This is a genomic window from Fictibacillus sp. 18YEL24, assembly GCF_015903855.1.
Taxonomy (GTDB): domain Bacteria; phylum Bacillota; class Bacilli; order Bacillales; family Fictibacillaceae; genus Fictibacillus; species Fictibacillus phosphorivorans_C.
Genome location: NZ_JACZDT010000006.1, coordinates 1 through 25,464, shown reverse-complemented (window position 1 = coordinate 25,464; position 25,464 = coordinate 1). Strand labels below are relative to the sequence as shown.

The window sequence follows — 25,464 nt, the reverse complement described above, 5'->3', positions numbered from 1 at the left end:
CCACTCCTTCTTTTCTTACGCTTTTTCAATCGGGGCAAATTTAGCAAGCAGTCTTTTCACACCTACAGGCTGCGGAAACGCGATGTCGAGTTCCATTGAATCTCCTGAACCACGCATGCTTACAACGGTTCCTGTTTCCCATTTACGGTGTTTGACTTTGTCGCCTACTCTCCATTCCAGTTTCTCCCCACCAGAAGATTGATAGACAGGTGTAACCATTTTCTTTTTCGGTGCCATGAACGATGGCGTAGCTCCTCCACCCGAGCGAGCACTCGCTCCCCACGGCACAGAAGGCTTTTCTTTTACTTCTGTTTCGATAAGATCTTCTGGAATCTCAGCGATAAAACGAGATTCCGGATTTGTCGTCGTACGTCCATAAAGGGTACGCATTCTAGCATTTGTTAAGAATAATTCTTCTTCTGCACGTGTGATCCCAACATATGCAAGACGACGTTCTTCTTCCATCTCATTCTCTTCAAAAAGAGCACGGCTATGCGGGAATACCCCTTCTTCTAGACCCATCAAGAAGACCATCGGAAACTCCAGACCTTTTGCAGAGTGAAGGGTCATCAGTACGACAGATTCTTTCGGCTTATCATCTGCTGCATCTTCGTCGAGCTTATCAATATCTGCAACAAGTGCAAGATCAGTTAAGAACGCGATCAATGATTTATCATCTTGTTTCTTTTCAAAGTCTTGCGTAACAGAAATAAACTCGTCGATATTCTCTAAACGGCTTTGTGCTTCGATCGTTTTCTCAGCTTTTAGCGCATCACGATAGCCCGTCTTGCTAAGCACTTCTTCTGTTAGTTCAGTCACAGAAAGAAATTCCTGCTGACGCGTCCAGTTCGTAACAAACTCGGAGAACTCTCTTAAAGCGTTCGTTGCACGCGCGCTAAGACCGATCTGTTCCACTTCTTGAAGCGCTTGATACATGGAAAGATCATTGTTTGCCGCATACTGTGCCACTTTATCCATAGAAGACGCACCAATTCCGCGTTTCGGTACATTTACGATACGCTGAAGCGAGATATCATCATCCGGATTCGAAATAAGACGAAGATACGCTAAAATGTCCTTGATCTCTTTTCTGTCATAGAACTTTGTGCCGCCGACGATATTGTACGGAATGTTTGATTTGATCAAAACTTCCTCAATAACACGTGATTGAGCATTCGTACGATACAGGATCGCGATGTCATTATACGAACGTTTACCTGATGATACAGCTTCACGAATCTTACCTGTTACGTAATAGCTCTCACCTTGCTCATCATCGCCTTGGTAGTACGTGATGCTTGCGCCATCCGTATTATCTGTCCAAAGATTCTTTGGCTTACGGTTCATGTTGTTTTCAATCACTTTATTAGCTGCTTGAAGAATCTTTTTCGTAGAACGATAGTTTTGCTCTAATAGGATAACTTCAGCATCGTTATAGTCTTTTTCAAACGATAGAATGTTCGCGATGTCCGCGCCACGCCAGCCATAGATCGACTGATCCGAGTCCCCTACAACACAAAGGTTACGGAAACGATCCGCCAGCATCTTCACGAGCATATATTGCGCTCTGTTTGTATCTTGATACTCATCAACATGAATATATTGAAACTTGCGTTGATAGAACTCGAGCACTTCAGGTACTTTTGCGAAAAGCTGGATCGTCGTCATGATCAGATCATCAAAATCTAACGCCTGGTTCTTACGCAGTCGCTTTTCATAGCCTTCATAAACTTCCTGAACAACACCTTCAAAGTGCCCGTTCGCCACCTTCGCAAAATCGGCTGCTGTTTTTAGTTCGTTCTTCAAAGACGAGATCGCGCTTAAAATTCCACGAGGTTCGTATTTTTTCGGATCATAGTTCAAATCTTTCAATACCGCTTTTACAACAGACAATTGATCTGTCGCATCTAAGATCGTAAAGTTACGGTTAATTCCGATTCGATCGATATCACGACGCAAAATGCGTACGCACATGGAGTGGAACGTAGAGATCCAGATCTCTTCTGCTACAGGTCCTGTAATCTTTGCGACCCTTTCCTTCATCTCTCGTGCTGCTTTATTTGTAAACGTGATCGCAAGGATGTTCCATGGTGCCACTTCTTTTTCCATCATTAAATAAGCGATACGGTGAGTTAATACTCTCGTCTTACCGCTTCCCGCACCAGCCATCAATAACAACGGCCCATCTGTATGTTTTACTGCCGCTTTCTGCTCAGGATTTAGTCCTGATAATAGCTTTTCAATCATTTGATGCATACTCATTCTTCATTCACCGCCCGAACATATATTCTTGTTTTTATTCTCACTTATTCTTGAGATTTTATCAACTTTTACTCTTAACCGCTTCAACCGTTTCAATCGCCGCGTTTACATCGTCGTAAATAACGTTTCCGACAACAACTGTATCCGCAAACTCTGCCATCTCTTTTGCTTGTTCAGCCGAATGAATGCCGCCTCCATAATAGAGGATCGTGTTTTCAAGTACGCCCTTAACTTGGCGAACGATATCGACATCACCGTATGTGCCGCTGTATTCCAAATAAAAGATCGGAAGCTTAAACATTTTTTCGGCCAAGCGGGCATATGCTACAACATCATCTCCCGAGAGATCACTGTCGGCACTCGAACGTTTTGCAGCCGCACAATCTGGATTTAAGATGCAATACCCTTCTGTAAGAATCTCGTCCCAGTTCATGATGTCGCCAAATTCTTTTAATGCTTCTGTATGAAGCCCTGTAATGAAATTAGCATCCTTCGCATTTAAAACGGTAGGAATATAGTAAAAATCGAACCCTGGTGTAAGTGATTCGATATTAGATACTTCAAGCACACAAGGAACCGCATATCTGCGTATTCGTGACATAAGGTCTAACGTATTATCAAGCGTTACGCCACTAGATCCCCCAACGATAACAGCGTCCGTTCCGCTCTCACAGATCTTTTCCAGGTTACTGTCACTGATCTCTTTATCAGGGTCTAGCTTAAACACATGCTTCCATTTTCGATAATCAAACATTGTGTTCTTCCTTTCATGTTTAGAAACACCCGTGCCTGCTATTTTAACAAGCCAGTTCTGTACTTCTGCATTATAACAAAAATAAGGTTCTCACTCTATGATTCATCATGTGGAAAGATTGTGAAGTTCATACCGCTTTTTGGGAGGAATAGCTATGCTTATGTGGCATATCGACGACGAAATCATGCTAAAACAAGCAGACGTTAAAGAATCCGATAACATCTATAGATTGTTAGAAAAATCACGTCATCATCTTGGACCTTGGATCAGCTGGGTCGATTACACCCAATCAAGCGGTGAGATGCGGCAGTTTATAAAAACGGTGAACAAAAAGATGAAAGAACAAACAGACGTTGTTCTTTTTATATGGTATCGCGGACAAGTAGCAGGCTCTGTTGCTCTATATGATATTAAGTGGCACAACCAGTCAGGTATGCTTGGCTATTGGGTAGGATCAGGGTTCGAAGGTCATGGAATCGCACAGCGAGCGGTAAAAGGTATGCTTATGTATGCCTATTACACGTTGATGCTGAATCGCGTGGAGCTGCGTGCTGCGGTTCAAAATGAAAAAAGCATCAAGCTCGCCCGCCGACTAGGTTTCCAAGCAGAAGGTGTTGTCAGGCAGGCAGAATGGATACGCGGAAACTGCCGCGACCAAGTCCAGATGAGCTTGATGAAGAATGAATTTCATTAAATTTCAGGATTTAAAACGTGAGCGATATATTCTTGTGCGCTTTGTTCTAATGCTTCTTCTGACGCACGAATCGAGCTATGAAAAACGAATGGCGAGATGTAACGAGTTCCGATCAAGTTAGAAGTCGCTTGGAACGGACGCAGCAGTTCGCTGATCGTATAGTGGTTGTAGCCGCCAGCTTTATAAGAGAAGTCTGGTCCTCCTGTTGAAATCGCAAGTACTAACTCTTTTCCATGAAGGGCGTCGCCTCCAGGACCATAAGCCCAACCGAAAGCTAGTACTTGATCTTGCCATTCTTTTAAAAGTGAAGGTGAGCTGTACCAGTAGAACGGAAATTGTAGAACGATACGATCGTGCTGCAACAGCATACGCTGTTCTTCCTCTACGTTCACTTTACCGTCTGGATACAGATCGTAAAGTTTTCGAACCGTAACGTGATCTTGTTTTTCTATTTCCTCTGCCCATCTTTTATTTACTGTAGAGTTTTGTAGATTAGGATGTGCGATAATTACTAATGTACTTTTCATTAATAAATCTCCTTTATGAAAAAATATTAAATTTCATTTGCTTGTACAAACAACTTAAACGGTAAAGAAGAGAGCTCTTATGATTCGAGCTGCCCTGCTGCTTGATGCGTTGCTTTTGTGAGTGCTTTTCCTTCTTCTTCTCCTAATAGATCCGAGTATGTTCGGTAAAGATCCTTCCAAGCTTTTTCGAGATCTGTTTGAATTTCCGTTCCTGCTTTTGTCGGATGGATGTGCGACATCTTGCCTTGCACTTTACGCTCTGCAAGTCCCTTTACAACAAGCTTGTCCACGAATCTTGTGATCGTACTTGGTGTCATGTGAAGTTCTTCCGCCAATTCCGATTGAGAGATTCCTGGTTTGTTGTTCACGAGCATCATCATAAAGCCATGAGTAGGCGTAATTCCTGTCGGTCGAAAAGATTCCTCAGCCATTTTGGAAATAACGCGAGAAAGCTTGTTCACAGTAAAATATAAGCAGTTTTCTAGATACTTTTCGGGCATTATGGCACCTCTTTTACATCGTTAATGTTGTTTGTACATACAAATATAAATTGTAGTGTGATTTCTGTCAATATTTTGAGTCTATAAGGGTGCTTGGCTGCCGCCAAGCTTACAATACTAGTCCATTTAGTGTTTTACAGAGTGGTAAAACTACCGTGCTGAGCTCCAATCCTAAAGTTTTTGCTCTTAATCCACAAGTTTGGGTGCTCAATCCACGAGTTTTAGCGTTGAATCCAAAAGTTTTTACAGTTTATCCACGAGTCTACAATCCTCGACATCTATCGACAGCCCAATAACTACTCCGACTACATACACAACCCTCACATAATACAAAAAACCCACCCTAAGGCAGGTTTTCTTCTCATTACTTCGCTTCTTCCTCTTCATGAACGCGGTCGAGTACCATCGCGTATGCGTCGTTTCCAAAGTTCAAGCAACGTTTTACACGAGAGATCGTTGCGGTACTTGCTCCCGTTTCGCTCTCGATCTTGTGATAGGTTTTTCCTTCACGAAGCATGCGCGCTACTTCAAGTCGCTGCGCCAAAGATTGAATCTCGTTCATCGTACAAAGGTCATCAAAGAATCGATAGCATTCTTCCATATCCTTCAGCGATAAAACCGATTCAAAAAGCTGATCTAGTGCTTTTCCTCGTAATTTATCAATTTGCATGAAACATGCACTCCTTTTTATTGCATCTTAACCGAATCAGTCATTCCACTCGGTACAATGTTAATCCATGTCTTGCCTGGAACAAACGCTCCACCGTCCGGAACGATTCTTCCGTTTTCGTTTTTCCACGAAATGTTTTGCGCGACACCATTCTGAATCAGAATCGCATCTCCGCCTGACGTTAAGTTGATCTCTCGTCTGCCGGCATCATCGATTACACGGTGAGCCGCTTCAACAATGAATACATTGCTAACCGTAATGGGTGTTTCGGTCTCACGATCTATCGTTGGTTCATTGTTGCTGCTTCTAGCGTACGTCTTCTTCTTAGTAGAGTACGTGAATTCTACTGTTTCTCCGCCTGGATAAGAGATATTAACCTCTTTTGCAGGTGCACCTTCTATATTTTTAGCACTCTCACTAGTTAAAAATGAGAGCATATCCAGATCACCTGATTGCTCAGCACCAATCTTCTCCATCCCTTTTTCAATATTTTCATAAGTGATGTAAGAGTTGTGAGGCGCTTTTCTAAAATCAGCTCGATTGAAAAGAACACCATCGTAATCCATTCCGTTTAGGTGATCAATCGTTCCGCTATCGAGAATCTCTTTCGCTTCAGGACTGAATCCGTGTGCCACGAATAAAGCATTGTAGCCACGTGAGAGCTCGATATAATAATCTCTTGCGCTTCGAACCGGGCCGACTACTTCTGGCATTTCACTTTGGAAGATCGCCAAAAAGCGAGTAAGTTCTCCCTCAGCTAATACTTCGTAAACAATATCAGCTTTATGAAGTCCAGATTGCGGTCGTGCTTTTGGGTGGTTGTTCACCATGACCGAAACTGCGCGATGATCTACCTCTTCATTCGTACCCAAGCCAGTGAGTGGATAAACAGAAGAAAACTCCTCTTTTTTTGAATCCGTCGCTTCAGCTTTATCTACTTTACCTTCTTCTAATACTTTATCTCTTGCGTCCTTACATGCAGACAGCGTTAATACCATCATGACTGACATCAAGATGACGTACCACTTTTTCATTGGGCTCACTACCTTTGTATCGTATTATTTTGCCCAATCCTTTTCTATATTAACGCATAATCGAAGGAAAGAGTAACCCTTTCTTTTTTACATCGTAAATGCCTCTTTGCGTAATGCGGATGTATGGCAAGTGTGTGGAAGAGAAAAACAAAAGCGAATAGATCGGATCTTCGTATTGATAGCCTCTTTCTCTTAGTGCATTCGTTAATCTTTTCTCTTCTACCACTAGTTCTTCTATACTAAGATTCGACATTCCTCCCGCTAAAGGAAGTTTTATCTCAGCGACAATCTCGCCTCTCTCCGCAAGTACGATGCCTCCGCCGACTTCCTTTAAGCGTTCGAACGCCACAGCCATATCTTTTTTGCTTTTTCCGATGATCAGAAGATCTCCCGTATTGGAATACGAGCTCGCAAAGCCATACAGATTTTTCGCAAAACCCTTTACGACCGTATTGATTCTCCACTTTCCTTCTTTATCGATCAGCATTAAGAAACACTCGTCTGATTCTCCGTTAATCTCTTCAGAAAAAGGATTGATCGATACATTATATGGCCGTGTGATGACACTATTGTACATTTCTATACCAACGAGACCAGAAAACTGAAAATCCTCGTCTTGAAGGTCCCATGTGATCTCTCTTTTTCGGATACCATGACCTTCCCAATCAAATTGAAAATCACGATCGGCACTAACATCCTTACCGTCACGCTTCATCCATTTTCCTTTTGCCAAAACAGATTCAGGCAGAGGATTTGTTACGTCATCTAAAATATTTAAATGTGCGACTCGCCCTGCGGCAACCATACCGAAGAGGTGATCCAGACCATAATATCTAGCCACGTTATAAGAGACCATCATATACGTATCCACTGGATCAAGCCCTGCTTCAAGCGCGATCTGCAGCATCTTATCGGTAACCCCTTCTTCATAAAAAGCAGGTGTGGATCCGTCAGTCGTCATAAAGATTCTTTCATAGTTCGTGATGCCTTCTTCTTTCATCTGACGTAATAATTTCGGCAGATCTGGACGAATCGAAGAATAACGAAGCGACACTTGCAGACCAGCATTCAATCGGTCCATCACTTCTGTCCCTGTCATCGCTTCATGATCACAGTCCACACCGAGCAACGTCATCGCAGTTAAGGTCTTTTCAGAAGCCCCTGGCAGATGTCCCTCGATCTTCTTACCCGCTTTCTTCGTCTTCAGCATCCAATGCAATAGCGTATCATCACCATGAAGCACTCGCGGCCAGCTCGTTAACTCGCCACCTTGAAGAACATATGGGCTCTCGAGCAGCTGCCTCACACTTTTTTCCGAAAAATAATTCTCTTCTTCTAAGAGTTCTGTTTGTGCGTCATAACGGCACCACCAAAAGAAATTAGAAGGCAGATCGTTCACGTTCTCCATAAAAGAAAGCGCTTTCGAAATGTTCATTTCAAAAAGCAGCATAAAGTTGTCGGCTAAAAATACGGACGTTCCACGCTGCAATGCATATCGCGAGAGCGACTGGGGATTATAAAGTTGGAACGGATGACAATGAGGTTCAATATACCCCGGCACAACAAACTTACCTTCTAGATCAGCGATTTCCGTACCTGTTGTATGGTCAGGCAGTTTTTCGCCTACATAGACGATGCGGTCTTCAAGGATCCAGATGTTTGCTTTTACCCATTTTTTAAGAGCTGCGTTTAAGTAAGTAGCGTTTGTTAAGACAAGCGACGGTGCCAATTCACCTTGAATGACGGCCACTTGTTTGCGCATTTGCGCTTTTGTCCAAAAAGCAATGTGTTGGTTCATGTTGGATCACCTGTCTTCTCTCTGAAAATTTCGTTTTTTCAAGAATACCATATTCATCAAGCAAATTGGTGAAAATTGAAAGGAGTATCATAATGAGACAAAATATTGGTTTAGTTAATAGCATGATTCGAATTATTGCTGGTCTAACACTGCTTTCTGTTTATACAGCAAAGCTGACAAGAAAGCCTTACAAAGAGTCATACATTCTTATGATCTTAATGGCTGCGATGAAAGTAGCAGAAGGAATCGTCCGCTACTGCCCAGTGACTGACCTTCTTCACAAAAGCAAAGAAATGAACGACATGGATCTTGGTAATATCGCGAAAGAAGGTTCGCCGTTCAACCCTTCATAATAAGAAGGAGGCAGCACTATGCCCACTCATTCTTTACTAAAAGGCAACAGACCTCTGTTCAGTTTATTGGTCGTTGTCTTTATTACCCATCTTGGCTCGTATCTTGTCTTGCCTGTCCTTCCTATCCTCTTAAAAGTAGAAACCGGACTAACAGCGGCACAGATTGGTTTTACTCTCGCTGTTATCTCGATCTTCATGCAAGTCGGAAGTGTAGTCGGAGGCGTATTCGCTGACCGTACAGGCAGACGTTTTATCATCGCACTTGGTGCTTTAATACGGGCTGGCGGGCTGATAGGTTTCGCTTATTTTTCAACGTATTCACTCATATTGTTAACTGCTGCGATCAGCGGGCTTGGTCTTGGGCTTAATGCACCGTCCACAAAAGCATTTATTTCATCACTCGTAAAATCTGAAATGAGATCTACTGCTTTTTCATTGCGTGGAATCTTTGCCAATATTGGAATGGCCATTGCTGGATTGACCGTTTTCGCTTTATTTACAGGAAGTTCAAAACTAATCTTCATAACCGCTGCTGTTATTTATTTAGGAGCAAGCGTGATCAGCTGGTTCTTCTTGCCTGCAGGCTGTGGAGACGAAAACTGCCGAGAAGTTAAGTGGAGTGAATATCGACAAGCGTTAAAAAACATTCCCTTCCTCGTTTTTGTGATCGCGACAATCTTTGTTTGGGCGCTTTACGTACAGTTTGCACTCGTGCTACCGCTTCGAGCTGAAAATGTCCTGTCTAATGGAAAAGACATTAGCATCATCTGGACCATCAACAGCATCACGGTTATATTAGCTCAAACGCTCATTACAAAAAATATTATCCGAAACATTCATCCCCTGACTTCTGTTGGAATAGGGGCGATCTGTATCGGGTCAGCTCTCGGAAGTTTATATTTTGCGAACACTTTATTTTTCTTTGTTTTTACCGGAATCATCTTTATCACTGGTGAGATGCTGATCATGCCAACGTTGGATACGTCGATCTCACAGCTTGCAGCTGCTAGGTTTCTTGGCATGTTCTTTGGATTAGCAAGCGTCTTTACAGGGATTGGAGAAGCGATAGGAAATTCAATCGGAGGACGAGTGTTTGAGGTGGCGGATGGCGGACAAAGCGCTGTTCCTTATGTAATATACGTGATAGCAGGTTTTGTCATCTTCATCGGGATGCAGCTGTTGCGTCGGTGGAATCCGTTGTCCATCATACAGCCACCTAAACTCATGCCAACCGCAGCTCCGAACACAGAATCATCTTCATCTCATCCCAATCCAATTAATGAAGGCTGACGAACAAGGTCTTATCAACCATGTCCGTCAGCCCTCAATTTCAATATAGGAGGTAAGCCATATGAGTTACGAATACTTAATGGATACTGCTTTTCTTTACATCTTGCTTATCGGCGGAATCATCGCCATCTCGTTTGTATTTATTAAGAAGAGACGTGCGAAATAGCTCGAAACCCGATATCTTTACGATAGAATGAGCCTTCGCACGTGATTTTCTTCATTTCTTTATATACGTTTTCCTGAGCTTCACTTAACGAACGTCCTTTAGAGGCTACCAATAACACCCGGCCACCATCTGTTAAAAGAGATTCATCTTCTCTTTTTGTACCCGCGTGAAACACGTTTGAACCACCTTCAATGTCTTCAAGCCCCATGATCACTTGAGCTTCTGAAGAAGAAACAGGGTAACCATCAGATGCAAGAACAACACCAAGTACGGATTCTTCTGACCATTGAAGTTCCGGCTTTTTGCCGTTTAAAAGGGATAAAAGCAGATCAGCCAGATCGTTTTCTAGTCGAGGCAGAATCACTTGTGTTTCCGGGTCACCGAAGCGTGCGTTAAACTCGATCACTTTCGGACCATTCTTCGTTAAGATTAAGCCCGCATAAAGAATTCCTGTAAAAGGAGTGCCTTCTTGTTTCATCGCAGAAACAGTTGGCTGAACGATCTCTTTTATCGCTTTTTGGATGTCTGCGTCAGAAATTTGAGGAACTGGTGAGTATGCCCCCATCCCACCTGTGTTCGGACCTTTATCTCCGTCATACGCACGTTTATGATCTTGTGCGATTTCCATCGGAAGGACAATCTCGTCATGCACAAAAGACATTAACGAAAATTCCTCACCTTCCAAGAATTCTTCAACAACTACCGTTTCACTCGCAGAACCAAAGCGTTTGTCCACCATCAACTCGTGCAGGCCATCTTCCGCTTCTTCTAAGGTCATTGCCACAATGACACCTTTGCCTGCCGCAAGTCCGTCCGCTTTTAGCACGATCGGTGCTCCTTTTTCTCGAACATATGCTAGAGCTTCATCGTGATTCGTAAACGTTTCAGAAGCTGCTGTCGGAATGTCATACTTTTTCATAAGATTCTTCGCGAATGATTTTGAGCCTTCGATCTCTGCTGCCGCTTTAGAAGGACCAAAGATAACAAGACCTTCTTGTGTGAAACGATCTACGATGCCCTCTAGTAACGGCACTTCAGGTCCAACGAATGTTAAACCGATTTCGTTTGCTTTTGCAAAAGTGACAAGCTCGTCGATGTTGGTTTCTTTGATGGAAACGCATGTTGCTTGTTGTGCCATGCCTGGGTTTCCTGGTGCAGCAAACACTTTTTTGACGCTCGGGCTGTTGGCAAACTTCCACACGAGCGCATGTTCACGTCCACCTTTGCCGATTACAAGAACGTTCATGGTTGCTACCTCCTTTTTTAGCTTTGAAGTTTTTGAAAGCTGCTGATCTCCGTTCCAGGTACTCGCTTTCCGCGGGGCAGGCGGTGAGCCACATTCGTACGTTTCACGTATAAGTGTCTCACCCGCCCACCTGTCCCGCAGGAGTCTCGCACCTTGCACTCCAATCAACCTAATCAGTGAAGTTTATAGGTAATACTAAAGGCTGTTGGCACTTTAGTTTGTAAGTCATGAACTGATGCTAAAGACTGGTTGAACTAATTCAATAATTTTAAAGGCTTCTTGATAAAACATCTGAGAAAAGGCTAAGCGATTGTCTTTTAGATTTTTTCTTTTTGTACTTCTTATGCAAGTTGATTGGAGCGGAAGGTTGCCTGCCACATGAGGAGCTTCTTGCAAGGCATGCGACGATGAAGTTCACTTCGTCAGCATAGACTTGTAGACGCAGGAGCAGAGAGACAACCTTTAAGCGGTCAGGTGGAGACTCCTAAACGGCGCAAAGCGGCAGTCCGAAAAGCGGAAGTGACTCGTTCAGCCCCAACAAGCAAAAGGGAAATAGGCTTGGAAGGCGCACTTTGCCTTCTTGACCGTTTAACTTTTGACCTCGAGGGGCTAGTCACTGCAACTAGACAGGAGGCTCACCGCACACCCCCTGGAAAGGGAGCACCTGGAACGGAAATCAACCCTTCCACGCACTCCTGAATCAACATGATTAATGCTTAAAGTGTCTTACGCCTGTGAACACCATTGTGATCCCGTGCTCATCTGCTTTTTTGATCGAATCTTCATCCTTGATTGATCCGCCTGGCTGGATAATCGCTGTAACACCAGCGCGTGCCGCCGCTTCTACGGAGTCATCCATTGGGAAGAACGCATCTGATCCAAGAGCAGAACCTTGTGCACGTTTCCCCGCTTGCTCGATCGCGATTTTCGCTGCGCCAACGCGGTTCATCTGACCCGCACCAACACCTACTGTCATTTCGTCTTTCGCTAAGACGATCGCATTTGATTTCACGTGTTTTACCACTTTCCAAGCAAGCTTCAAATCTTTCCACTCTTGCTCAGTCGGCTGGCGTTTTGTAGGAATCGTCACGTTCGCATCATCTAACCCGAAAACGTCTTCCTCTTGAACTAACATTCCGCCAGAAACGGTTGTGATTTTTTTGGCGATTCCTTTGCCTTCTGTAAAATCTAATTTTAATAAACGGATGTTCTTCTTTTTCGTTAGGATCTCTAACGCTTTCACTGTAAATGAAGGAGCGATGATGATCTCTAGGAAAATCCCACTCAATTTTTGAGCTGTTTCTTCATCTATTTCTGTGTTAGCAGCGATGATGCCGCCGAAGATTGATACAGGGTCTGCTTCAAACGCACGGGTGTACGCTTCAAGGATCGTTGAGCCTGTTCCAACGCCACATGGATTCATGTGCTTAACCGCAACTACAGCTGGATCAACGAACTCTTTTACGATCGAGAGTGCTGCATCTGCGTCGTTGATGTTGTTGTACGAAAGCTCTTTTCCGTGAAGCTGTTCAGCGTCTGTTAAAGAGAGCGTGTTCTTCAGTGGCGTCGAATAAAACGCGGCTTTTTGATGAGGGTTCTCACCATATCGAAGGTCCTGTTTCTTTTCATATGTTACCGTGTAGGATTCCGGGTGTTCCTCTTCTACAGCTGCTGTTAAATATTCTGCAATCAACGCATCATAAGCCGCTGTATGACGGAACGTCTTCGCTGCAAGTCTGCGGCGTGTCTCTTCACTTACAGCTCCTGCACCATCAAGTTCATCCGCTACTGTCTCATAGTCTGCCGGATCGACAACGACCGTTACGTAGGCGTGATTTTTTGCTGCCGAACGAAGCATGCTCGGTCCGCCGATATCAATGTTCTCGATCGCATCAGCGAATGTAGTTCCTTCTTTTGCGATCGTTTCTTTAAATGGATATAGGTTTACGACTACAAGATCGATCGGAGAGATCTCATTTTCTTGCATCGCTGTTTGGTGTGTTTCATTATCTCGGACAGCGAGTAAACCGCCATGAATTTTTGGATGAAGCGTTTTGACACGTCCGTCCATGATCTCAGGAAAACCAGTCACTTCAGAAATACCGATTACAGGAATTCCTGCGTCTTGTAACGCTTTTTTTGTTCCGCCTGTAGAGATGATCTCTACGCCGTGATGAGCTAGTTTTTCTGCAAAGTGAAGCAATCCCTCTTTATTTGAAACGCTTATGAGTGCACGTTTGATCGTCAATGTAAGATGCCTCCTACGGTGTCTTTTTGTAATAGTTTGTTGATGATAGCTGGGTATAATTGGTGTTCTGCTTTTTGGATGCGCTGCTGCAGGGTATCCTCTGTATCGCCTGGCAATACGGGGATTCTTACTTGTTCGATGATCGGACCTGTATCCATTCCACTGTCTACATAATGAACCGTTACACCTGTTTCGGCAACGTTCGCTTTTAGAGCTTGTCCGACCGCATCTTTACCGGGAAAGGCTGGCAGATACGACGGGTGGATATTGATGATACAGCCTTCATACGCTTTTAATAATACCTCACCAACTAGCCTCATGTATCCTGCGAGAACGATAAATTCTACTCCATAGGATTGAAGTTCAGAAACGATTTCTTTTTCAAAATCAGCTTTTGATGCAAATGTTTTTGGCAAGAACGAATACGTTGGAATTCCGAAGTGGCGCGCACGATCGATTACTTTCGCCCCCGGTTTATCACATACTAAAAGCTCGATATCCGCCTGAAGCTCACCTGCTTCAACCGCGTCTACGATGGCTTGAAAGTTACTTCCGCTTCCAGAAGCAAATACAGCTATTTTTTTCATTCGATGTTTCCTCCGCCAAAGATCACGCCTTCACCTTGCTTCACGCGACCGATGATGTAGGGCTTCTCGCCTGTTTCTTCTAAAAGGCGGATGATCGGGAGCATATTTTCTTCTGAAACCGAGAGCACCATTCCAATCCCCATGTTAAACGTTGTGAACATCTCTTTCCGTGTCAGGTTTCCTTTTTCTTCGATTAGATCAAAGATCGCAGGTACCGGCCATGAACCATAATCTACTTCTGCCGCAAGACCTTCTGGCAGCATGCGTGGGATGTTTTCAATGAATCCGCCGCCTGTAATATGAGCAACACCGTTCACATCAAACTGATTGAACACTTCAAGCAACGGTTTTACATAGATGCGAGTAGGTGTTAACAGCTCTTCACCTAATGTTTTAGATAAACTATCAATGTGTTGGTTCAGATCAAGCCCTGCGTTTTCTAATAAAACTTTACGGACGAGTGAAAAACCGTTGGAATGAAGACCGTTTGAAGCAAGGCCGATCAATACATCGTTCTCGGAGATAGCAGCGCCGTTGATCAGCTTCGATTTTTCGGCGATTCCAACCGTAAATCCAGCTAGATCATACTCTTCACTGTCATACATGCCAGGCATCTCTGCCGTTTCTCCGCCGATGAGCGCACAACCTGCTTGTTCACAGCCATCCGCGATCCCACTAACGATCTGTTCGATCTTTTCAGGGTGAAGCGTGCCGCAAGCAATATAGTCCAGGAAATAAAGCGGCTCAGCGCCTTGCGCTACGATATCGTTCACACACATCGCAACTGCATCTACACCGATCGTGTCATGCTTATCCGCCATGAACGCAAGCATCAGTTTCGTGCCTACTCCGTCTGTTCCGGAAATCAGCACAGGCTCTTTATGTGAGAATCCTGATAGATCGAACATCGCACCAAATCCACCAAGTCCTGCTAATACTTCCGGACGCTTCGTTCTCTGTGCATGTTTCTTGATGCGATCGACCGCTTCATATCCTGCTTCGATGTTCACGCCTGCTTGCTTATATGCTTCTGCCATCGTCTTCTCCCCCTTTAAACAAGCTCTTTTTCATATGGTAAAACAGTATCTGGATAAATTTCTGTTGGATATCGTCCTGTAAAACAAGCTAAACATTGACCGCAGTTCGGCTCGGCATTTGATCGTCCGATGCCTTCCATTAATCCTTCTACGGAAATAAACGATAAGGAATCAGCACCAATAATCTCGCGAATCTCATCTACCGAATGCTTAGATGCAATCAGTTCCGCACGTTCTGACGTATCGATGCCGTAGTAGCACGGATGCGCGATCGGTGGAGCTGTAATGCGCACGTGAACTTCTGTAGCGCCCGCAGCACGCAGCATCTTCACGATTCGGCGGCTCGTCGTACCGCGTACGATTGAATCGTCCACCATCACAACACGCTTTCCTTCTACGATTCCTCGAACCGGTGAAAGCTTCATCTTCACACCTAGTTCACGAAGCTCTTGAGAAGGCTGGATGAACGTACGACCGACATAGCGATTTTTTATAAGACCGATCTCATACGGAATACCTGATGCTTCTGCATAACCGATCGCAGCTGAAATACTAGAATCAGGCACACCTGTTACGACATCCGCTTCAATTGGAGCTTCTTCATACATCTTTTTCCCAAGGCTTTTACGAGCCGCATGAACGTTGATTCCTTCGATGTTGCTGTCTGGTCGTGAAAAATAAATATATTCCATCGAGCACATAGAGCGCTGAACAGAAGTCGAGAACGTATCGACCGTTAGTCCGTCTTCATTAATGATCAAAAGTTCTCCCGGCTGCACGTCACGCACATACGTTGCCCCAACCACATCGAACGCACACGTTTCAGATGCGACAACATACGCATCACCAAGCATACCAAGTGACAATGGGCGTAAGCCGTTCGGATCGAGCGCTACCATCATCTCGTTCTCTGTCATCACTAAGAATGCATACGCACCTTTTAGCATCGTTAAAGCGTTCTGTACTTTTTCTTTAAGTGTAAAATAACCGCTGCGCTTGATCAGATGAGCAAGCACTTCTGTATCTGAAGTGGTTTGAAAGATGCTTCCTTGCGATTCCAGTTGATGTTTTAGCGCGTTTGCATTTACAAGATTTCCGTTATGAGCAAGAGCAAGTGAGCTTGTTTGTGAACGGAACAAGAGTGGCTGAACGTTCGCAAGCTCATTGCCTCCTGCTGTGGAATACCGAACATGGCCGATTGCACCATGTCCGATCAATCCTTCGAGCTCCCCTTTGCTGAACACGTCGTTTACGAGACCGCTACCTTTATGAATGCGTAAACGCTCTCCGTCCGTTACAACGATTCCTGCTCCTTCTTGTCCGCGGTGCTGCAGGCTGTGCAGACCGTAATACGTGAGTTGCGCGGCATCTGGGTGACCCCAAATACCGAACACACCACATTCTTCGTTTAAGCCTTTGATGTCAGCAAGCATGGAATAGCTCCTTTCCAGGCGTCTTGCATCTCCTGGAGCGTACAGGATAACAACTCTTCACCCTGCTCATTATCGATCGCAAGACCGCTCTCAGAACGTACAAAACCTATGATTTTTGCGTCTTTTACAAGCTGTTGGAACTCATCTTGATGTTCAGGTTTTACTGTAACTAAGAAACGGGATTGAGATTCACCGAAAAGACTTCCGATCGGCTCATCTGTTAACGTCACGCTCGCTCCTACTTTACCGTCCATCACAGACTCAGCAAGTGCAACAGATAGTCCGCCTTCTGCAACGTCATGCGCAGATTGGATCAACCCTTTTTGAATCGCTGCTAAAAGCTCACGCTGTCTTGTTTCTTCCACTTCTAGATCGATCTGAGGCGCTTTACCAAAAATGCGTCCTTCTTTCATCTTCTGAAGCTCACTTCCGCCAAACTCAGCTTTGCTCTCACCGATTAGATAGATGATGTCGCCCGCTTCTTTAAAGCTCTGAGTCATGATATGCTTCGTGTCTTCAATAAGCCCGACCATACCGATTACAGGAGTCGGGTAAACCGCTACACCGTTCGTTTCGTTATATAGAGATACGTTACCGCCGATCACTGGCGTTGCCAATTTGTTGCATGCCGCACTCATACCGTCAGCCGATTTCTCTAGCTGCCAGAAGATCTCTGGCTTTTCAGGATTTCCGTAGTTCAAACAATCTGTCACCGCAAGAGGCTGTGCTCCTGAACATACGAGATTACGAGCTGCTTCGGCAACAGCAATCATGCCGCCCACTTCTGGGTCTAGATACAGATAGCGAGAATTACAGTCTGTTGTCATCGCTAACGCTTTTTTCGTCCCGCGGATTCGAACGACTGCTGCATCCGATCCAGGTGCTACGACCGTATTCGTGCGCACCATATAGTCATACTGGTTGTAAACCCACTCTTTGCTCGCGATCGTTGGCTGTTTCAAAAGAGATAGCAACGTAGATTTGAAGCTAGTAATCTCCGGTAAGTAGTCTGCTTGCGCTTGGAACTCACCATAATAAGCAGGTTCTTTTGATGGCTTATGATAAACCGGAGCATCCTCTGCAAGAGCATCTACCGGTACATCTGCTACGATCTCACCTTGGTGAGTAAGACGAAGTACTTGTTCTTCGATAACCGTTCCAACCGTTACGCAATCGAGATCCCATTTTGCAAAGATCTTTTCCACTTCATGCTCACGGCCTTTTTCAACGACTAACAGCATGCGCTCTTGAGATTCTGAAAGCATCATCTCATAAGCTGTCATTCCTGTTTCACGCTGTGGAATAAGATCAAGGTTCATCTCGATTCCCATGCCCGCTTTACTTGCCATCTCAGCGGACGAACTTGTAAGACCTGCCGCACCCATATCTTGAATACCAACAAGCGCATCACAGTTATGAATGAGCTCGAGGCACGCTTCCATAACGAGTTTTTCCATAAAAGGATCTCCAACTTGAACCGCTGGACGTTTTTCTTCTGACGCTTCAGAAAGCTCTTCTGATGCAAACGTTGCACCGTGGATTCCGTCACGGCCTGTTTTCGCCCCAACGTACATGACAGAGTTTCCAGCACCTTTCGCTTGACCCTTCTTAATGTCTTTATGGTCGATCAGACCGACACACATCGCGTTAACGAGCGGATTGCCTTCGTATGATGGATCAAATTGAACTTCTCCTCCAACCGTAGGAATTCCGATACAGTTGCCGTAGCCTGCAATCCCCGCTACTACTTGCTCGAACAAATACTTCACACGCGGAGACTCTAACTCTCCAAAACGAAGCGAGTTCAGCATCGCGATCGGACGCGCTCCCATCGAGAAAACGTCACGGATGATACCACCGACACCTGTTGCCGCTCCTTGATAAGGCTCGATCGCTGAAGGGTGGTTATGAGATTCGATCTTGAAAACAACCGCTTGACCGTCACCGATATCCACGATTCCAGCACCTTCACCAGGACCTTGAAGTACGCGCTCACCTTTTGTAGGGAACTTGCTTAAAACAGGCTTTGAATTTTTATAAGAACAGTGCTCACTCCACATAACAGAGAACAGTCCTGTTTCTGTCCAGTTAGGAGATCTGCCGATAATCTTTTCTACGAGTTCAAACTCTGAATCACTTAAACCCATCTCACGGTATAATTTTTGTTCTTTAATTTGTGAACTTGTTGGTTCATGTTGCAGCGACATAACGTTCCCTCCAGCTCTTCACAATAGATTGAAATAATTTAAGACCATCTTTGCTACCTAACAGCTCATCGACCGCACGTTCCGGGTGCGGCATCATGCCTAGCACATTGCCTTTTTCGTTCGTGATACCGGCAATGTTTTCAACCGATCCGTTCGGATTGTTTTTATACGTGAAAACGATCTGATTGTTTGCCTTTAGCTGTTGCAGCGTCTCTTCATCGCAATAATAGTTGCCTTCACCATGTGCGACTGGAACGGAGATTACTTCACCTTTTTCGTACTGAGTCGTGAAGATTGTCGATGTGTTCTCAACGACTAGCTCTTCTGGCTGGCAGATGAATTTCAATGATTCATTGCGGCGCATCGCTCCTGGCAGGAGTCCTGTTTCTAGTAAAATCTGAAATCCGTTACAAACGCCAAGAACCGGTTTTCCTTCACGTGCTGCTTTAACCACTTCTGTCATCACGTTCGAGAATTGTGCGATAGCGCCAGAGCGGAGGTAATCTCCATAAGAGAAACCACCAGGTAATAAAATACCGTCAAATTGATTTAAGTTCGTTGCATCGTGCCAGACGTACTCAACTTCAGCGCCGAGCTCATCTTTTACAGCATGATACATGTCAGTGTCACAGTTTGATCCTGGAAAAACGATTACAGCAAACTTCACTGTGCGACAACCTCCTCCACCTCGTAGCGGTAGTCTTCGATCACAGGATTAGATAAAAGTTTAGAGCACATGTTCACGATTTTCTCATCAAGATCGTAATTCCCTTTTTGAAGCGTTAACTCCAGATACTTACCAATACGTACATCTTCAACCTCTGACTGTCCCATTTTGTGAAGCGAGCTCATTACTGCCTTACCTTGTGGATCTAATACACTCTCTCTTAATGTTACATACACCTTTACTTTGTACATGATAGGCCTCCTAGACGTTGTAGTATTTTTTCATAAGCATCTGTTAAACTTCCTAATCCCTGGCGGAATACATCTTTATCGAGTTTCTCGTTCGTTTCTGCATCCCATAAACGGCAAGTATCAGGAGAAATTTCATCAGCGAGCATAAGGTTTCCGTTAGCATCTGTTCCGAACTCTAGCTTAAAGTCGACGAGCTTTACGTTCTTTTGAACAAAATAAGACGTGAGTACTTCGTTGATCTGAATCGCTTGTTCTGATATCTGGCTGAGCTGCTCTCGTGTTGCCAAGTTCATGATGTCGATATGTTCTTCTGTAATAAGCGGATCGCCAAGGTCATCGTTTTTGTAATAAAATTCGACGATCGTGCGTGGAAGGATCTGACCTTCAGGAATTCCAGTACGCTTTGATAAAGAACCAGCCGCGATGTTGCGAACAACCACTTCTAAGGGGATGATGGTCACCTTCTTCACGAGCTGTTCGGTTTCGGATACTCGTTTTACGAAGTGGGAGTGAATTCCTTTCTCTTTGAGCAGTTCAAAAAGGATAGAAGAAATCTCGTTGTTCAGTCTTCCTTTTCCTGCGATCTCGGCTTTTTTCTCGCCGTTGAACGCTGTTGCTGAATCTTTGTAGCTGACCCAGACGACTTCTTCGTCTGTTGTGCGGTAGATGCGTTTTGCTTTTCCTTCGTATAGCTGCTCTAACTTCTCCATCCTGACCCCTCCGTTATATGAAGATTCCCAATATTCAATCTTTTAAAAAAGGCAAAGAGAAAGAGAGTTCAATAGATCACTCTCTTTTTAGTTGAAGTACTTCTTAAAAGCTTTTGTAGTATGACATTGTTGTCGTTGAGAGAGGTTGATTTCCGTTTCAGGCGCTCGCTTTCCGCGGGGCAGGCGGTGAGCCACATTCGTACGTTTCACGTATAAGTGTCTCACCTGCCCACCTGTCCCGCAGGAGTCTCGCACCTTGCACTCCAATCAACTTGTCAATGAAGCGTTCCTAAAACAACAATCTTTAAAGATCCTTTTAATAAAACCCTTTAAAGCCCTAATCTGTCGAAGATTGTGTCTACGTGTGACAGATGATAACTGTAGTCAAAGCATTCAGAGATTTCTTCAGGTGTTAATTTTTCAGTAATTTTTTGTTCAGCTTCTACTAATGTTCTGAACTGTACGCCTTCTTCCCATGCTTGCATCGCTTTTGGCTGCACTGTGTCGTATGCTTCTTCACGTGCCATTCCTTTGTCGATCAATTTAAGAAGGACGCGCTGTGAGTAGATCAATCCATATGTGCGCTCCATGTTGCGTTTCATGTTCTCTGGGAACACGGTTAAATTCTTGATGATGTTGCCAAAACGGTTCAGCATGTAGTTCAGTGTGATCGTCGCATCTGGTAGAATCACACGTTCAGCAGATGAATGTGAGATATCACGCTCATGCCATAGGGATACGTTCTCATACGCTGTCATCATGTAACCGCGGATCACACGAGCTAATCCTGTCATGTTTTCAGATCCGATCGGATTACGTTTATGCGGCATAGCAGATGATCCTTTTTGACCTTTTGCAAAGAACTCTTCTACTTCACGCGTCTCACTCTTTTGAAGACCGCGTACTTCTGTTGCGAACTTCTCGATGCTCGTTGCGATAAGTGCCAACGTTGACATGTAATGAGCGTGACGGTCACGCTGCAATGTTTGCGTTGAGATCGGTGAAGCTTCTAGTCCAAGCTTTTCACACACATATTTTTCAACGAATGGGTCGATGTTCGCGTACGTTCCAACGGCTCCAGAAATTTTACCGAAACGAACCGTGTCAGATGCTTGCTTGAAGCGCTCCACGTTACGTTTCATCTCTTCGTACCAAAGAGCAAGCTTCAATCCGAACGTTGTCGGCTCAGCATGCACTCCGTGCGTACGACCCATCATAACGGTATATTTATGTTCTTTTGCTTTTTCAGCAAGAATCTCAACGAAACGATCTAGATCTTTCGCTAAAATGTCGTTTGCTTGTTTAAGTAGATACGATAGAGCTGTATCTACTACATCTGTTGAAGTTAGTCCGTAATGTACCCATTTACGCTCTTCACCAAGTGTTTCAGATACCGCTCGCGTAAACGCAACAACATCGTGGCGTGTTTCTTCTTCAATCTCTAGGATTCGGTTAATATCAAAAGACGCATTTTCGCGAAGCTTCTTCACGTCTTCTTTCGGAATATCTCCTAGTTCTGCCCAAGCTTCACAAGCAAGGATCTCTACTTCAAGCCACGCTTGATATTTGTTTTCGTCCGTCCAGATCGCTCCCATTTCAGGGCGTGTATAGCGTTCAATCATTGTGTTACCTCCGTTTTGTTATCACTTAAAAATATTGCGGACACTCTTTCTGCTTTTTCTAGTGCCTGTTCAATCGTATCACCTAAAACCGTGATATGCCCCATCTTTCGTTTCGCTTTTGCTTCTTTCTTTCCGTACAGATGAAGTTTCGCTTCTCCTAAATTTCCTATCTCTCGTAACACAGTCTCATGATGTTCACCTAAAATGTTGATCATCACGGCTGGTTTTATTAATTCGGTATTTCCAAGCGGCCAGTTGCATACGGCACGTATATGCTGATCGAACTGTGAAGTCTCACACGCCTCTATCGTGTAATGTCCGGAGTTATGCGGGCGTGGCGCTAGTTCGTTCACATAAATCGTACCGTCTTTTGCGACGAACATCTCTACGGCAAGCGTACCAACAAGCTCTAATTCCGTTGCGATTGACCCCGCTAGGAGCTTTGCTTGATCCGCTGTTTTGTTCGTGATGCGTGCTGGCGCGATCGTTTGATGCAGGATATTCTCTTTGTGTATATTCTCTGCGATCGGAAACGATTTAACCTCACCGCTCACACTTCTCGTTATGATTACGGATATTTCTTTTTCAAAAGGAACCCAAGCTTCTAGGACACAATCTGTCTCTTTTTCTAAAAGTGTTGCTGCAATCTCAAGATCACTTTCTTGCTTGATCACAAACTGCCCTTTTCCGTCATAACCGCCTCTGCACGTTTTTAATACAGAAGGGTAACCCAACTCTTCCACCGCACGTTGGAGTGAACGAAAATCGGTCACTGGACGATAGGGAGCTACAGGAACCCCTGCTTTTTGTAGCGTTTCTTTCTCTTGTAAACGATGCTGAGTGACAGAAAGAAGACGGCTTCCCTGAGGTAAGTTTGCGTTCTCTTCCAACCAGCTCGCACTCTCTGCATCTATGTTTTCAAACTCGTACGTGACGACATCACTTTGTTCTGCAAGCTTCTTGATGCCTTCTCGGTCATCATAAGCTGTTGTAATTTGATGATCTGCAACTTGCCCGCATGGTGAATTCTCACCTGGTTCTAAAACAACAACGTTCAATCCCATCTCACGAGCGCTCAACGCCATCATGCGGCCGAGCTGACCTCCGCCAAGTATACCTAGTGTTTGTTGTGGTCTTATCGTCTTAAACAAGAAGCTCACTACTTTCGATCGCCAGTTGTTGTGCTGTAGCACGGCGTTGTTTTAAACGTTGTTTGACTCCTTCATCATGTACGGCTACCATCTGTGCGGCTAGAAGTCCTGCATTTGCTGCACCAGCTTTCCCAATCGCAACTGTCGCTACAGGAACACCCTTTGGCATCTGAACGATTGATAACAGTGAGTCCATCCCGTTAAGCGCTTTGGATTGAACCGGAACACCGATAACTGGAATAATTGTTTTAGCAGCGACCATACCAGGTAAGTGAGCTGCTCCGCCTGCTCCAGCAATGATCACTTCAATCCCTCTATGTTCCGCTTCTTCTGCGTATTGAAACATGAGATCCGGTGTACGGTGTGCCGAAACCACCTTCTTCTCGTAAGCTACTTCTAGTTCATCTAATAGGTCACACGCTTCTTTCATTGTTTCCCAATCTGAAACACTTCCCATGATCACGCCAACTTTAGCCATGGTAGCCTCCTTATTGTCAGAAAATATAAAAAAATCCAGTTGGTATGCTTCTCCCTAATATGAGAGAAAGCAGCCAACTGGACATACGTATCCGATAAAAATAGACAGAAAGATGCTTTCCCTCATAGTCTGATGAAATAACGGTCATCAGGTAGAGACTTACGGGCCATATTCCCGAAATTATATGAGGGCTTTATTCTTCTGATTTTATTGTAGCAATGATTGTTTTGTTTTGTCAACAAAAATCGAACATTAAGTTGTATATTACATTTAATGTTCGTGTTTTGGTCATTATTGAAGGAGTTTGCCTTCAAATACAATTCGTTGTTCTTTTACTTCTGGTTCCATTCTGCCGTTGCGCTTCACTTCATGAAAAACGGGCTCTTCCATACGTCTTACCGGTGTATAGCCCTCATCGGCCATACGATCCAGACAATCCGAGATCGTTTCTCCTGCTTCAACAGCAAACCTCTTTTTAGAAGGTTTCTTCTCCATCTGTTACCTCCTGATACCCTTAACCCAAAATCCACCATGAAACGCTTTTGGTTCATGTGAAATAATAAACGCCTTCGGATCTAAATCCTTTACGGTATTATATAGGTTCATTTCTGATTTACGTGATGTTAAGATTTCCATCATCAGACGCTGTCCTTCACGACCTTCTGCAAGCCAGTTTGTAACACCATAGCCTTTGTTGCGAAGCTCGTTCGGCAAGCCGCCTTCAAGATTTGTCGTAATTACGTTAACAGTAGTATATCCAAGTGCAAGCTTTTCTTCAATCTTCATTCCAACTAATACACCAATTCCATAACCCACCGCATACGCAATTAAGTTTTGAATCTCATTTAAGTTATCAAGAACCAGCCCGAGGCCTACCACATAGATAATGACCTCAAACACACTAATAAAGGCAGCTAAGTACCTTTGTCCTTTCAACGTCAGGATCATCCTGATCGTAAAAAACGATACATATACAATATTGATCAATAAAATGATCCCAACCATGACGAACGCATTATCTAACATGATGGCAAGCCTCCCAAGGTGAAAAATACTTCGTTAAGGATAACACTTTTTGGACAAGTTGGAAACTGGAGAATTGATGCAAAAACAGTTGTGGATTTTAAGGGAGTTTAGTAGGGGGTTTGGCGGATGCCAAAGTATCCTTTTTTGGTTTAGATACGAGGATATGCCGAGCTTACTTTATAGGTTGAATGAAAGCTTGGCAGATGCCAAGTTTCCTTTTTAGATGGTTTTAAACTCTGGCTTAGGGTGGGGAATATGGTGAAGACTTATAAATATTTTTGAGGACTTATAAACTTTGGTGAAGACTTATAAGTTTTTTTGAAGACTTATAAATTCATTTGAGGACTTATAAATGTTGAGGCAAGTAAGTTACACTTTTTTTCTTTCATAAAAACTCGTTATTTATATCCCGAATGCACTGTTTTCAACTTTCAAATGATACTAAAGTTTATATTTTCGAGCTATTTAATAATAAAAAGGTAAAGAAAAGCCGCCTTTTTTAAAACAAAAAAAAGATGGAACGAACATAAAGTTCGTCCCACCTTCTTTGCCTAGCGACGTCCTACTCTAACAGGGGGAAACCCCCAACTACCATCAGCGCTAAAGAGCTTAACTTCCGTGTTCGGTATGGGAACGGGTGTGACCTCTTTGCCATCATCACTAGACCTAACCATGACCTTAACCATGATTTATGAAATTAGAGAGTATGTTCTCTCAAAACTAGATACGACGTTTCCAAACGTTATGCTTTTT

General features: G+C 44.1%; 26 protein-coding genes, 1 rRNA gene and 1 riboswitch. Of the genes, 4 read left to right on the top strand and 23 right to left on the bottom strand.

Annotation, left to right across the window (positions count from 1 at the left end; all coding sequences use genetic code 11):
• Positions 1 to 15: 15 nt before the first annotated feature.
• Positions 16 to 2,256: a DNA helicase PcrA gene (gene pcrA / locus HU823_RS17750; protein ID WP_144704536.1), complete on the bottom strand. Its 2,241-nt coding sequence runs from the start codon at positions 2,254 to 2,256 to the stop codon at positions 16 to 18.
• 67 nt (positions 2,257 to 2,323) lie between these two features.
• Positions 2,324 to 3,016, bottom strand: coding sequence for a heptaprenylglyceryl phosphate synthase (locus HU823_RS17745; protein WP_144704432.1), 693 nt, complete (start codon positions 3,014 to 3,016; stop codon positions 2,324 to 2,326).
• Positions 3,017 to 3,170: 154 nt separating this feature from the next.
• Here HU823_RS17745 and HU823_RS17740 point away from each other — a divergent pair, with 154 nt between their 5' ends.
• A complete protein-coding gene (locus HU823_RS17740) occupies positions 3,171 to 3,710 on the top strand; it encodes a GNAT family N-acetyltransferase (protein ID WP_197222882.1) in 540 nt (179 codons plus the stop codon).
• Here the strand turns inward: HU823_RS17740 and HU823_RS17735 are convergent.
• The 5 genes from HU823_RS17735 to HU823_RS17715 form a co-directional block, all read right to left on the bottom strand.
• Complete coding sequence (locus HU823_RS17735) at positions 3,707 to 4,237, bottom strand: NAD(P)H-dependent oxidoreductase (RefSeq protein ID WP_197222881.1); 531 nt, start codon at positions 4,235 to 4,237, stop codon at positions 3,707 to 3,709. The two genes, HU823_RS17740 and HU823_RS17735, sit on opposite strands and share 4 nt — an antisense overlap.
• 77 nt (positions 4,238 to 4,314) lie before the next feature.
• On the bottom strand, positions 4,315 to 4,737 hold the full coding sequence (locus tag HU823_RS17730; RefSeq protein WP_197222880.1) for a MarR family winged helix-turn-helix transcriptional regulator: 423 nt from the start codon (positions 4,735 to 4,737) through the stop codon (positions 4,315 to 4,317).
• A gap of 364 nt (positions 4,738 to 5,101) precedes the next feature.
• Positions 5,102 to 5,407, bottom strand: coding sequence for a YerC/YecD family TrpR-related protein (locus tag HU823_RS17725; protein ID WP_066242834.1), 306 nt, complete (start codon positions 5,405 to 5,407; stop codon positions 5,102 to 5,104).
• Between the two features lie 17 nt (positions 5,408 to 5,424).
• Positions 5,425 to 6,441, bottom strand: coding sequence for a DUF3048 domain-containing protein (locus HU823_RS17720; protein ID WP_197222879.1), 1,017 nt, complete (start codon positions 6,439 to 6,441; stop codon positions 5,425 to 5,427).
• 49 nt (positions 6,442 to 6,490) lie between these two features.
• On the bottom strand, positions 6,491 to 8,239 hold the full coding sequence (locus HU823_RS17715; protein ID WP_197222878.1) for an adenine deaminase C-terminal domain-containing protein: 1,749 nt from the start codon (positions 8,237 to 8,239) through the stop codon (positions 6,491 to 6,493).
• A gap of 92 nt (positions 8,240 to 8,331) precedes the next feature.
• Here HU823_RS17715 and HU823_RS17710 point away from each other — a divergent pair, with 92 nt between their 5' ends.
• From HU823_RS17710 to HU823_RS22345, 3 genes are all read left to right on the top strand, one after another.
• On the top strand, positions 8,332 to 8,592 hold the full coding sequence (locus tag HU823_RS17710) for a YgaP family membrane protein (protein WP_144704449.1): 261 nt from the start codon (positions 8,332 to 8,334) through the stop codon (positions 8,590 to 8,592).
• Between the two features lie 18 nt (positions 8,593 to 8,610).
• The gene (locus HU823_RS17705; protein ID WP_197222877.1) at positions 8,611 to 9,882 is read left to right on the top strand and encodes an MFS transporter; all 1,272 of its coding nucleotides are present in this window, start codon (positions 8,611 to 8,613) and stop codon (positions 9,880 to 9,882) included.
• Positions 9,883 to 9,943: 61 nt separating this feature from the next.
• Positions 9,944 to 10,048 (top strand): EYxxD motif small membrane protein, encoded by a 105-nt coding sequence (locus HU823_RS22345; protein WP_328086095.1) that lies wholly within the window; start codon positions 9,944 to 9,946, stop codon positions 10,046 to 10,048.
• On the opposite strand, the gene purD is transcribed toward HU823_RS22345, so the two are convergent.
• From purD to rrf, 16 genes are all read right to left on the bottom strand, one after another.
• On the bottom strand, positions 10,026 to 11,294 hold the full coding sequence (gene purD, locus HU823_RS17700) for a phosphoribosylamine--glycine ligase (protein ID WP_197222876.1): 1,269 nt from the start codon (positions 11,292 to 11,294) through the stop codon (positions 10,026 to 10,028). The genes HU823_RS22345 and purD overlap by 23 nt on opposite strands.
• Positions 11,295 to 12,003: 709 nt before the next feature.
• Positions 12,004 to 13,542, bottom strand: a complete 1,539-nt coding sequence (gene purH, locus HU823_RS17695) for a bifunctional phosphoribosylaminoimidazolecarboxamide formyltransferase/IMP cyclohydrolase (protein WP_144704457.1) — start codon at positions 13,540 to 13,542, stop codon at positions 12,004 to 12,006.
• Complete coding sequence (gene purN, locus HU823_RS17690) at positions 13,539 to 14,129, bottom strand: phosphoribosylglycinamide formyltransferase (RefSeq protein ID WP_197222875.1); 591 nt, start codon at positions 14,127 to 14,129, stop codon at positions 13,539 to 13,541. The genes purH and purN overlap by 4 nt, the downstream gene beginning before the upstream one ends.
• Positions 14,126 to 15,166, bottom strand: a complete 1,041-nt coding sequence (gene purM, locus HU823_RS17685; protein WP_197222874.1) for a phosphoribosylformylglycinamidine cyclo-ligase — start codon at positions 15,164 to 15,166, stop codon at positions 14,126 to 14,128. Before purM ends, purN begins: the two co-directional genes overlap by 4 nt.
• Positions 15,167 to 15,180: 14 nt before the next feature.
• Positions 15,181 to 16,599 carry an amidophosphoribosyltransferase gene (gene purF / locus HU823_RS17680; protein ID WP_066399607.1) on the bottom strand — a complete coding sequence of 473 codons (1,419 nt, stop codon included), beginning with the start codon at positions 16,597 to 16,599 and terminating at the stop codon, positions 15,181 to 15,183.
• Complete coding sequence (gene purL / locus HU823_RS17675; protein WP_197222873.1) at positions 16,575 to 18,806, bottom strand: phosphoribosylformylglycinamidine synthase subunit PurL; 2,232 nt, start codon at positions 18,804 to 18,806, stop codon at positions 16,575 to 16,577. The genes purF and purL overlap by 25 nt, the downstream gene beginning before the upstream one ends.
• Positions 18,790 to 19,473, bottom strand: a complete 684-nt coding sequence (gene purQ, locus HU823_RS17670) for a phosphoribosylformylglycinamidine synthase subunit PurQ (protein ID WP_197222872.1) — start codon at positions 19,471 to 19,473, stop codon at positions 18,790 to 18,792. The genes purL and purQ overlap by 17 nt, the downstream gene beginning before the upstream one ends.
• Positions 19,470 to 19,724: a phosphoribosylformylglycinamidine synthase subunit PurS gene (gene purS / locus HU823_RS17665; RefSeq protein ID WP_066242802.1), complete on the bottom strand. Its 255-nt coding sequence runs from the start codon at positions 19,722 to 19,724 to the stop codon at positions 19,470 to 19,472. The genes purQ and purS overlap by 4 nt, the downstream gene beginning before the upstream one ends.
• On the bottom strand, positions 19,712 to 20,434 hold the full coding sequence (purC, locus tag HU823_RS17660; RefSeq protein WP_197222871.1) for a phosphoribosylaminoimidazolesuccinocarboxamide synthase: 723 nt from the start codon (positions 20,432 to 20,434) through the stop codon (positions 19,712 to 19,714). The genes purS and purC overlap by 13 nt, the downstream gene beginning before the upstream one ends.
• Positions 20,435 to 20,521: 87 nt before the next feature.
• Entirely contained in the window at positions 20,522 to 20,659 is a 138-nt protein-coding gene (locus tag HU823_RS17655) for a hypothetical protein (RefSeq protein WP_197222870.1), read from the bottom strand.
• A 104-nt stretch (positions 20,660 to 20,763) separates the two neighbouring features.
• Positions 20,764 to 22,056, bottom strand: a complete 1,293-nt coding sequence (purB, locus tag HU823_RS17650; RefSeq protein ID WP_197222869.1) for an adenylosuccinate lyase — start codon at positions 22,054 to 22,056, stop codon at positions 20,764 to 20,766.
• Positions 22,053 to 23,207 (bottom strand): 5-(carboxyamino)imidazole ribonucleotide synthase, encoded by a 1,155-nt coding sequence (purK, locus tag HU823_RS17645; RefSeq protein WP_197222868.1) that lies wholly within the window; start codon positions 23,205 to 23,207, stop codon positions 22,053 to 22,055. Before purK ends, purB begins: the two co-directional genes overlap by 4 nt.
• Positions 23,200 to 23,685: a 5-(carboxyamino)imidazole ribonucleotide mutase gene (gene purE, locus HU823_RS17640; protein ID WP_197222867.1), complete on the bottom strand. Its 486-nt coding sequence runs from the start codon at positions 23,683 to 23,685 to the stop codon at positions 23,200 to 23,202. The genes purK and purE overlap by 8 nt, the downstream gene beginning before the upstream one ends.
• Positions 23,686 to 23,790: 105 nt before the next feature.
• Positions 23,791 to 23,893: riboswitch (purine riboswitch) on the bottom strand.
• Positions 23,894 to 23,976: 83 nt separating this feature from the next.
• Positions 23,977 to 24,180 carry an NETI motif-containing protein gene (locus tag HU823_RS17635; protein WP_197222866.1) on the bottom strand — a complete coding sequence of 68 codons (204 nt, stop codon included), beginning with the start codon at positions 24,178 to 24,180 and terminating at the stop codon, positions 23,977 to 23,979.
• Between the two features lie 3 nt (positions 24,181 to 24,183).
• Entirely contained in the window at positions 24,184 to 24,711 is a 528-nt protein-coding gene (locus tag HU823_RS17630; protein ID WP_066390813.1) for a DUF2179 domain-containing protein, read from the bottom strand.
• Between the two features lie 549 nt (positions 24,712 to 25,260).
• A 5S ribosomal RNA gene (gene rrf, locus HU823_RS17625) occupies positions 25,261 to 25,376 on the bottom strand.
• Between the last annotated feature and the right edge of the window lie 88 nt (positions 25,377 to 25,464).

Bases quoted from the DNA above. Each gene is read 5' to 3' on its own strand.
- HU823_RS17630 (WP_066390813.1), bottom strand. From the start codon at position 24,711: ATGTTAGATAATGCGTTCGTCATGGTTGGGATCATTTTATTGATCAAT.
- pcrA (WP_144704536.1), bottom strand. From the start codon at position 2,256: ATGCATCAAATGATTGAAAAGCTATTATCAGGACTAAATCCTGAGCAG.
- purE (WP_197222867.1), bottom strand. From the start codon at position 23,685: ATGGCTAAAGTTGGCGTGATCATGGGAAGTGTTTCAGATTGGGAAACA.
- purS (WP_066242802.1), bottom strand. From the start codon at position 19,724: ATGTACAAAGTAAAGGTGTATGTAACATTAAGAGAGAGTGTATTAGAT.
- HU823_RS17715 (WP_197222878.1), bottom strand. From the start codon at position 8,239: ATGAACCAACACATTGCTTTTTGGACAAAAGCGCAAATGCGCAAACAA.
- HU823_RS17710 (WP_144704449.1), top strand. From the start codon at position 8,332: ATGAGACAAAATATTGGTTTAGTTAATAGCATGATTCGAATTATTGCT.
- purL (WP_197222873.1), bottom strand. From the start codon at position 18,806: ATGTCGCTGCAACATGAACCAACAAGTTCACAAATTAAAGAACAAAAA.
- purM (WP_197222874.1), bottom strand. From the start codon at position 15,166: ATGGCAGAAGCATATAAGCAAGCAGGCGTGAACATCGAAGCAGGATAT.
- HU823_RS17720 (WP_197222879.1), bottom strand. From the start codon at position 6,441: ATGAAAAAGTGGTACGTCATCTTGATGTCAGTCATGATGGTATTAACG.
- HU823_RS17635 (WP_197222866.1), bottom strand. From the start codon at position 24,180: ATGGAGAAGAAACCTTCTAAAAAGAGGTTTGCTGTTGAAGCAGGAGAA.
- purC (WP_197222871.1), bottom strand. From the start codon at position 20,434: ATGGAGAAGTTAGAGCAGCTATACGAAGGAAAAGCAAAACGCATCTAC.
- HU823_RS17735 (WP_197222881.1), bottom strand. From the start codon at position 4,237: ATGAAAAGTACATTAGTAATTATCGCACATCCTAATCTACAAAACTCT.
- purN (WP_197222875.1), bottom strand. From the start codon at position 14,129: ATGAAAAAAATAGCTGTATTTGCTTCTGGAAGCGGAAGTAACTTTCAA.
- HU823_RS17705 (WP_197222877.1), top strand. From the start codon at position 8,611: ATGCCCACTCATTCTTTACTAAAAGGCAACAGACCTCTGTTCAGTTTA.
- purB (WP_197222869.1), bottom strand. From the start codon at position 22,056: ATGATTGAACGCTATACACGCCCTGAAATGGGAGCGATCTGGACGGAC.
- HU823_RS17730 (WP_197222880.1), bottom strand. From the start codon at position 4,737: ATGCCCGAAAAGTATCTAGAAAACTGCTTATATTTTACTGTGAACAAG.
- HU823_RS22345 (WP_328086095.1), top strand. From the start codon at position 9,944: ATGAGTTACGAATACTTAATGGATACTGCTTTTCTTTACATCTTGCTT.
- HU823_RS17745 (WP_144704432.1), bottom strand. From the start codon at position 3,016: ATGTTTGATTATCGAAAATGGAAGCATGTGTTTAAGCTAGACCCTGAT.
- HU823_RS17740 (WP_197222882.1), top strand. From the start codon at position 3,171: ATGCTTATGTGGCATATCGACGACGAAATCATGCTAAAACAAGCAGAC.
- HU823_RS17725 (WP_066242834.1), bottom strand. From the start codon at position 5,407: ATGCAAATTGATAAATTACGAGGAAAAGCACTAGATCAGCTTTTTGAA.
- purD (WP_197222876.1), bottom strand. From the start codon at position 11,294: ATGAACGTTCTTGTAATCGGCAAAGGTGGACGTGAACATGCGCTCGTG.
- purF (WP_066399607.1), bottom strand. From the start codon at position 16,599: ATGCTTGCTGACATCAAAGGCTTAAACGAAGAATGTGGTGTGTTCGGT.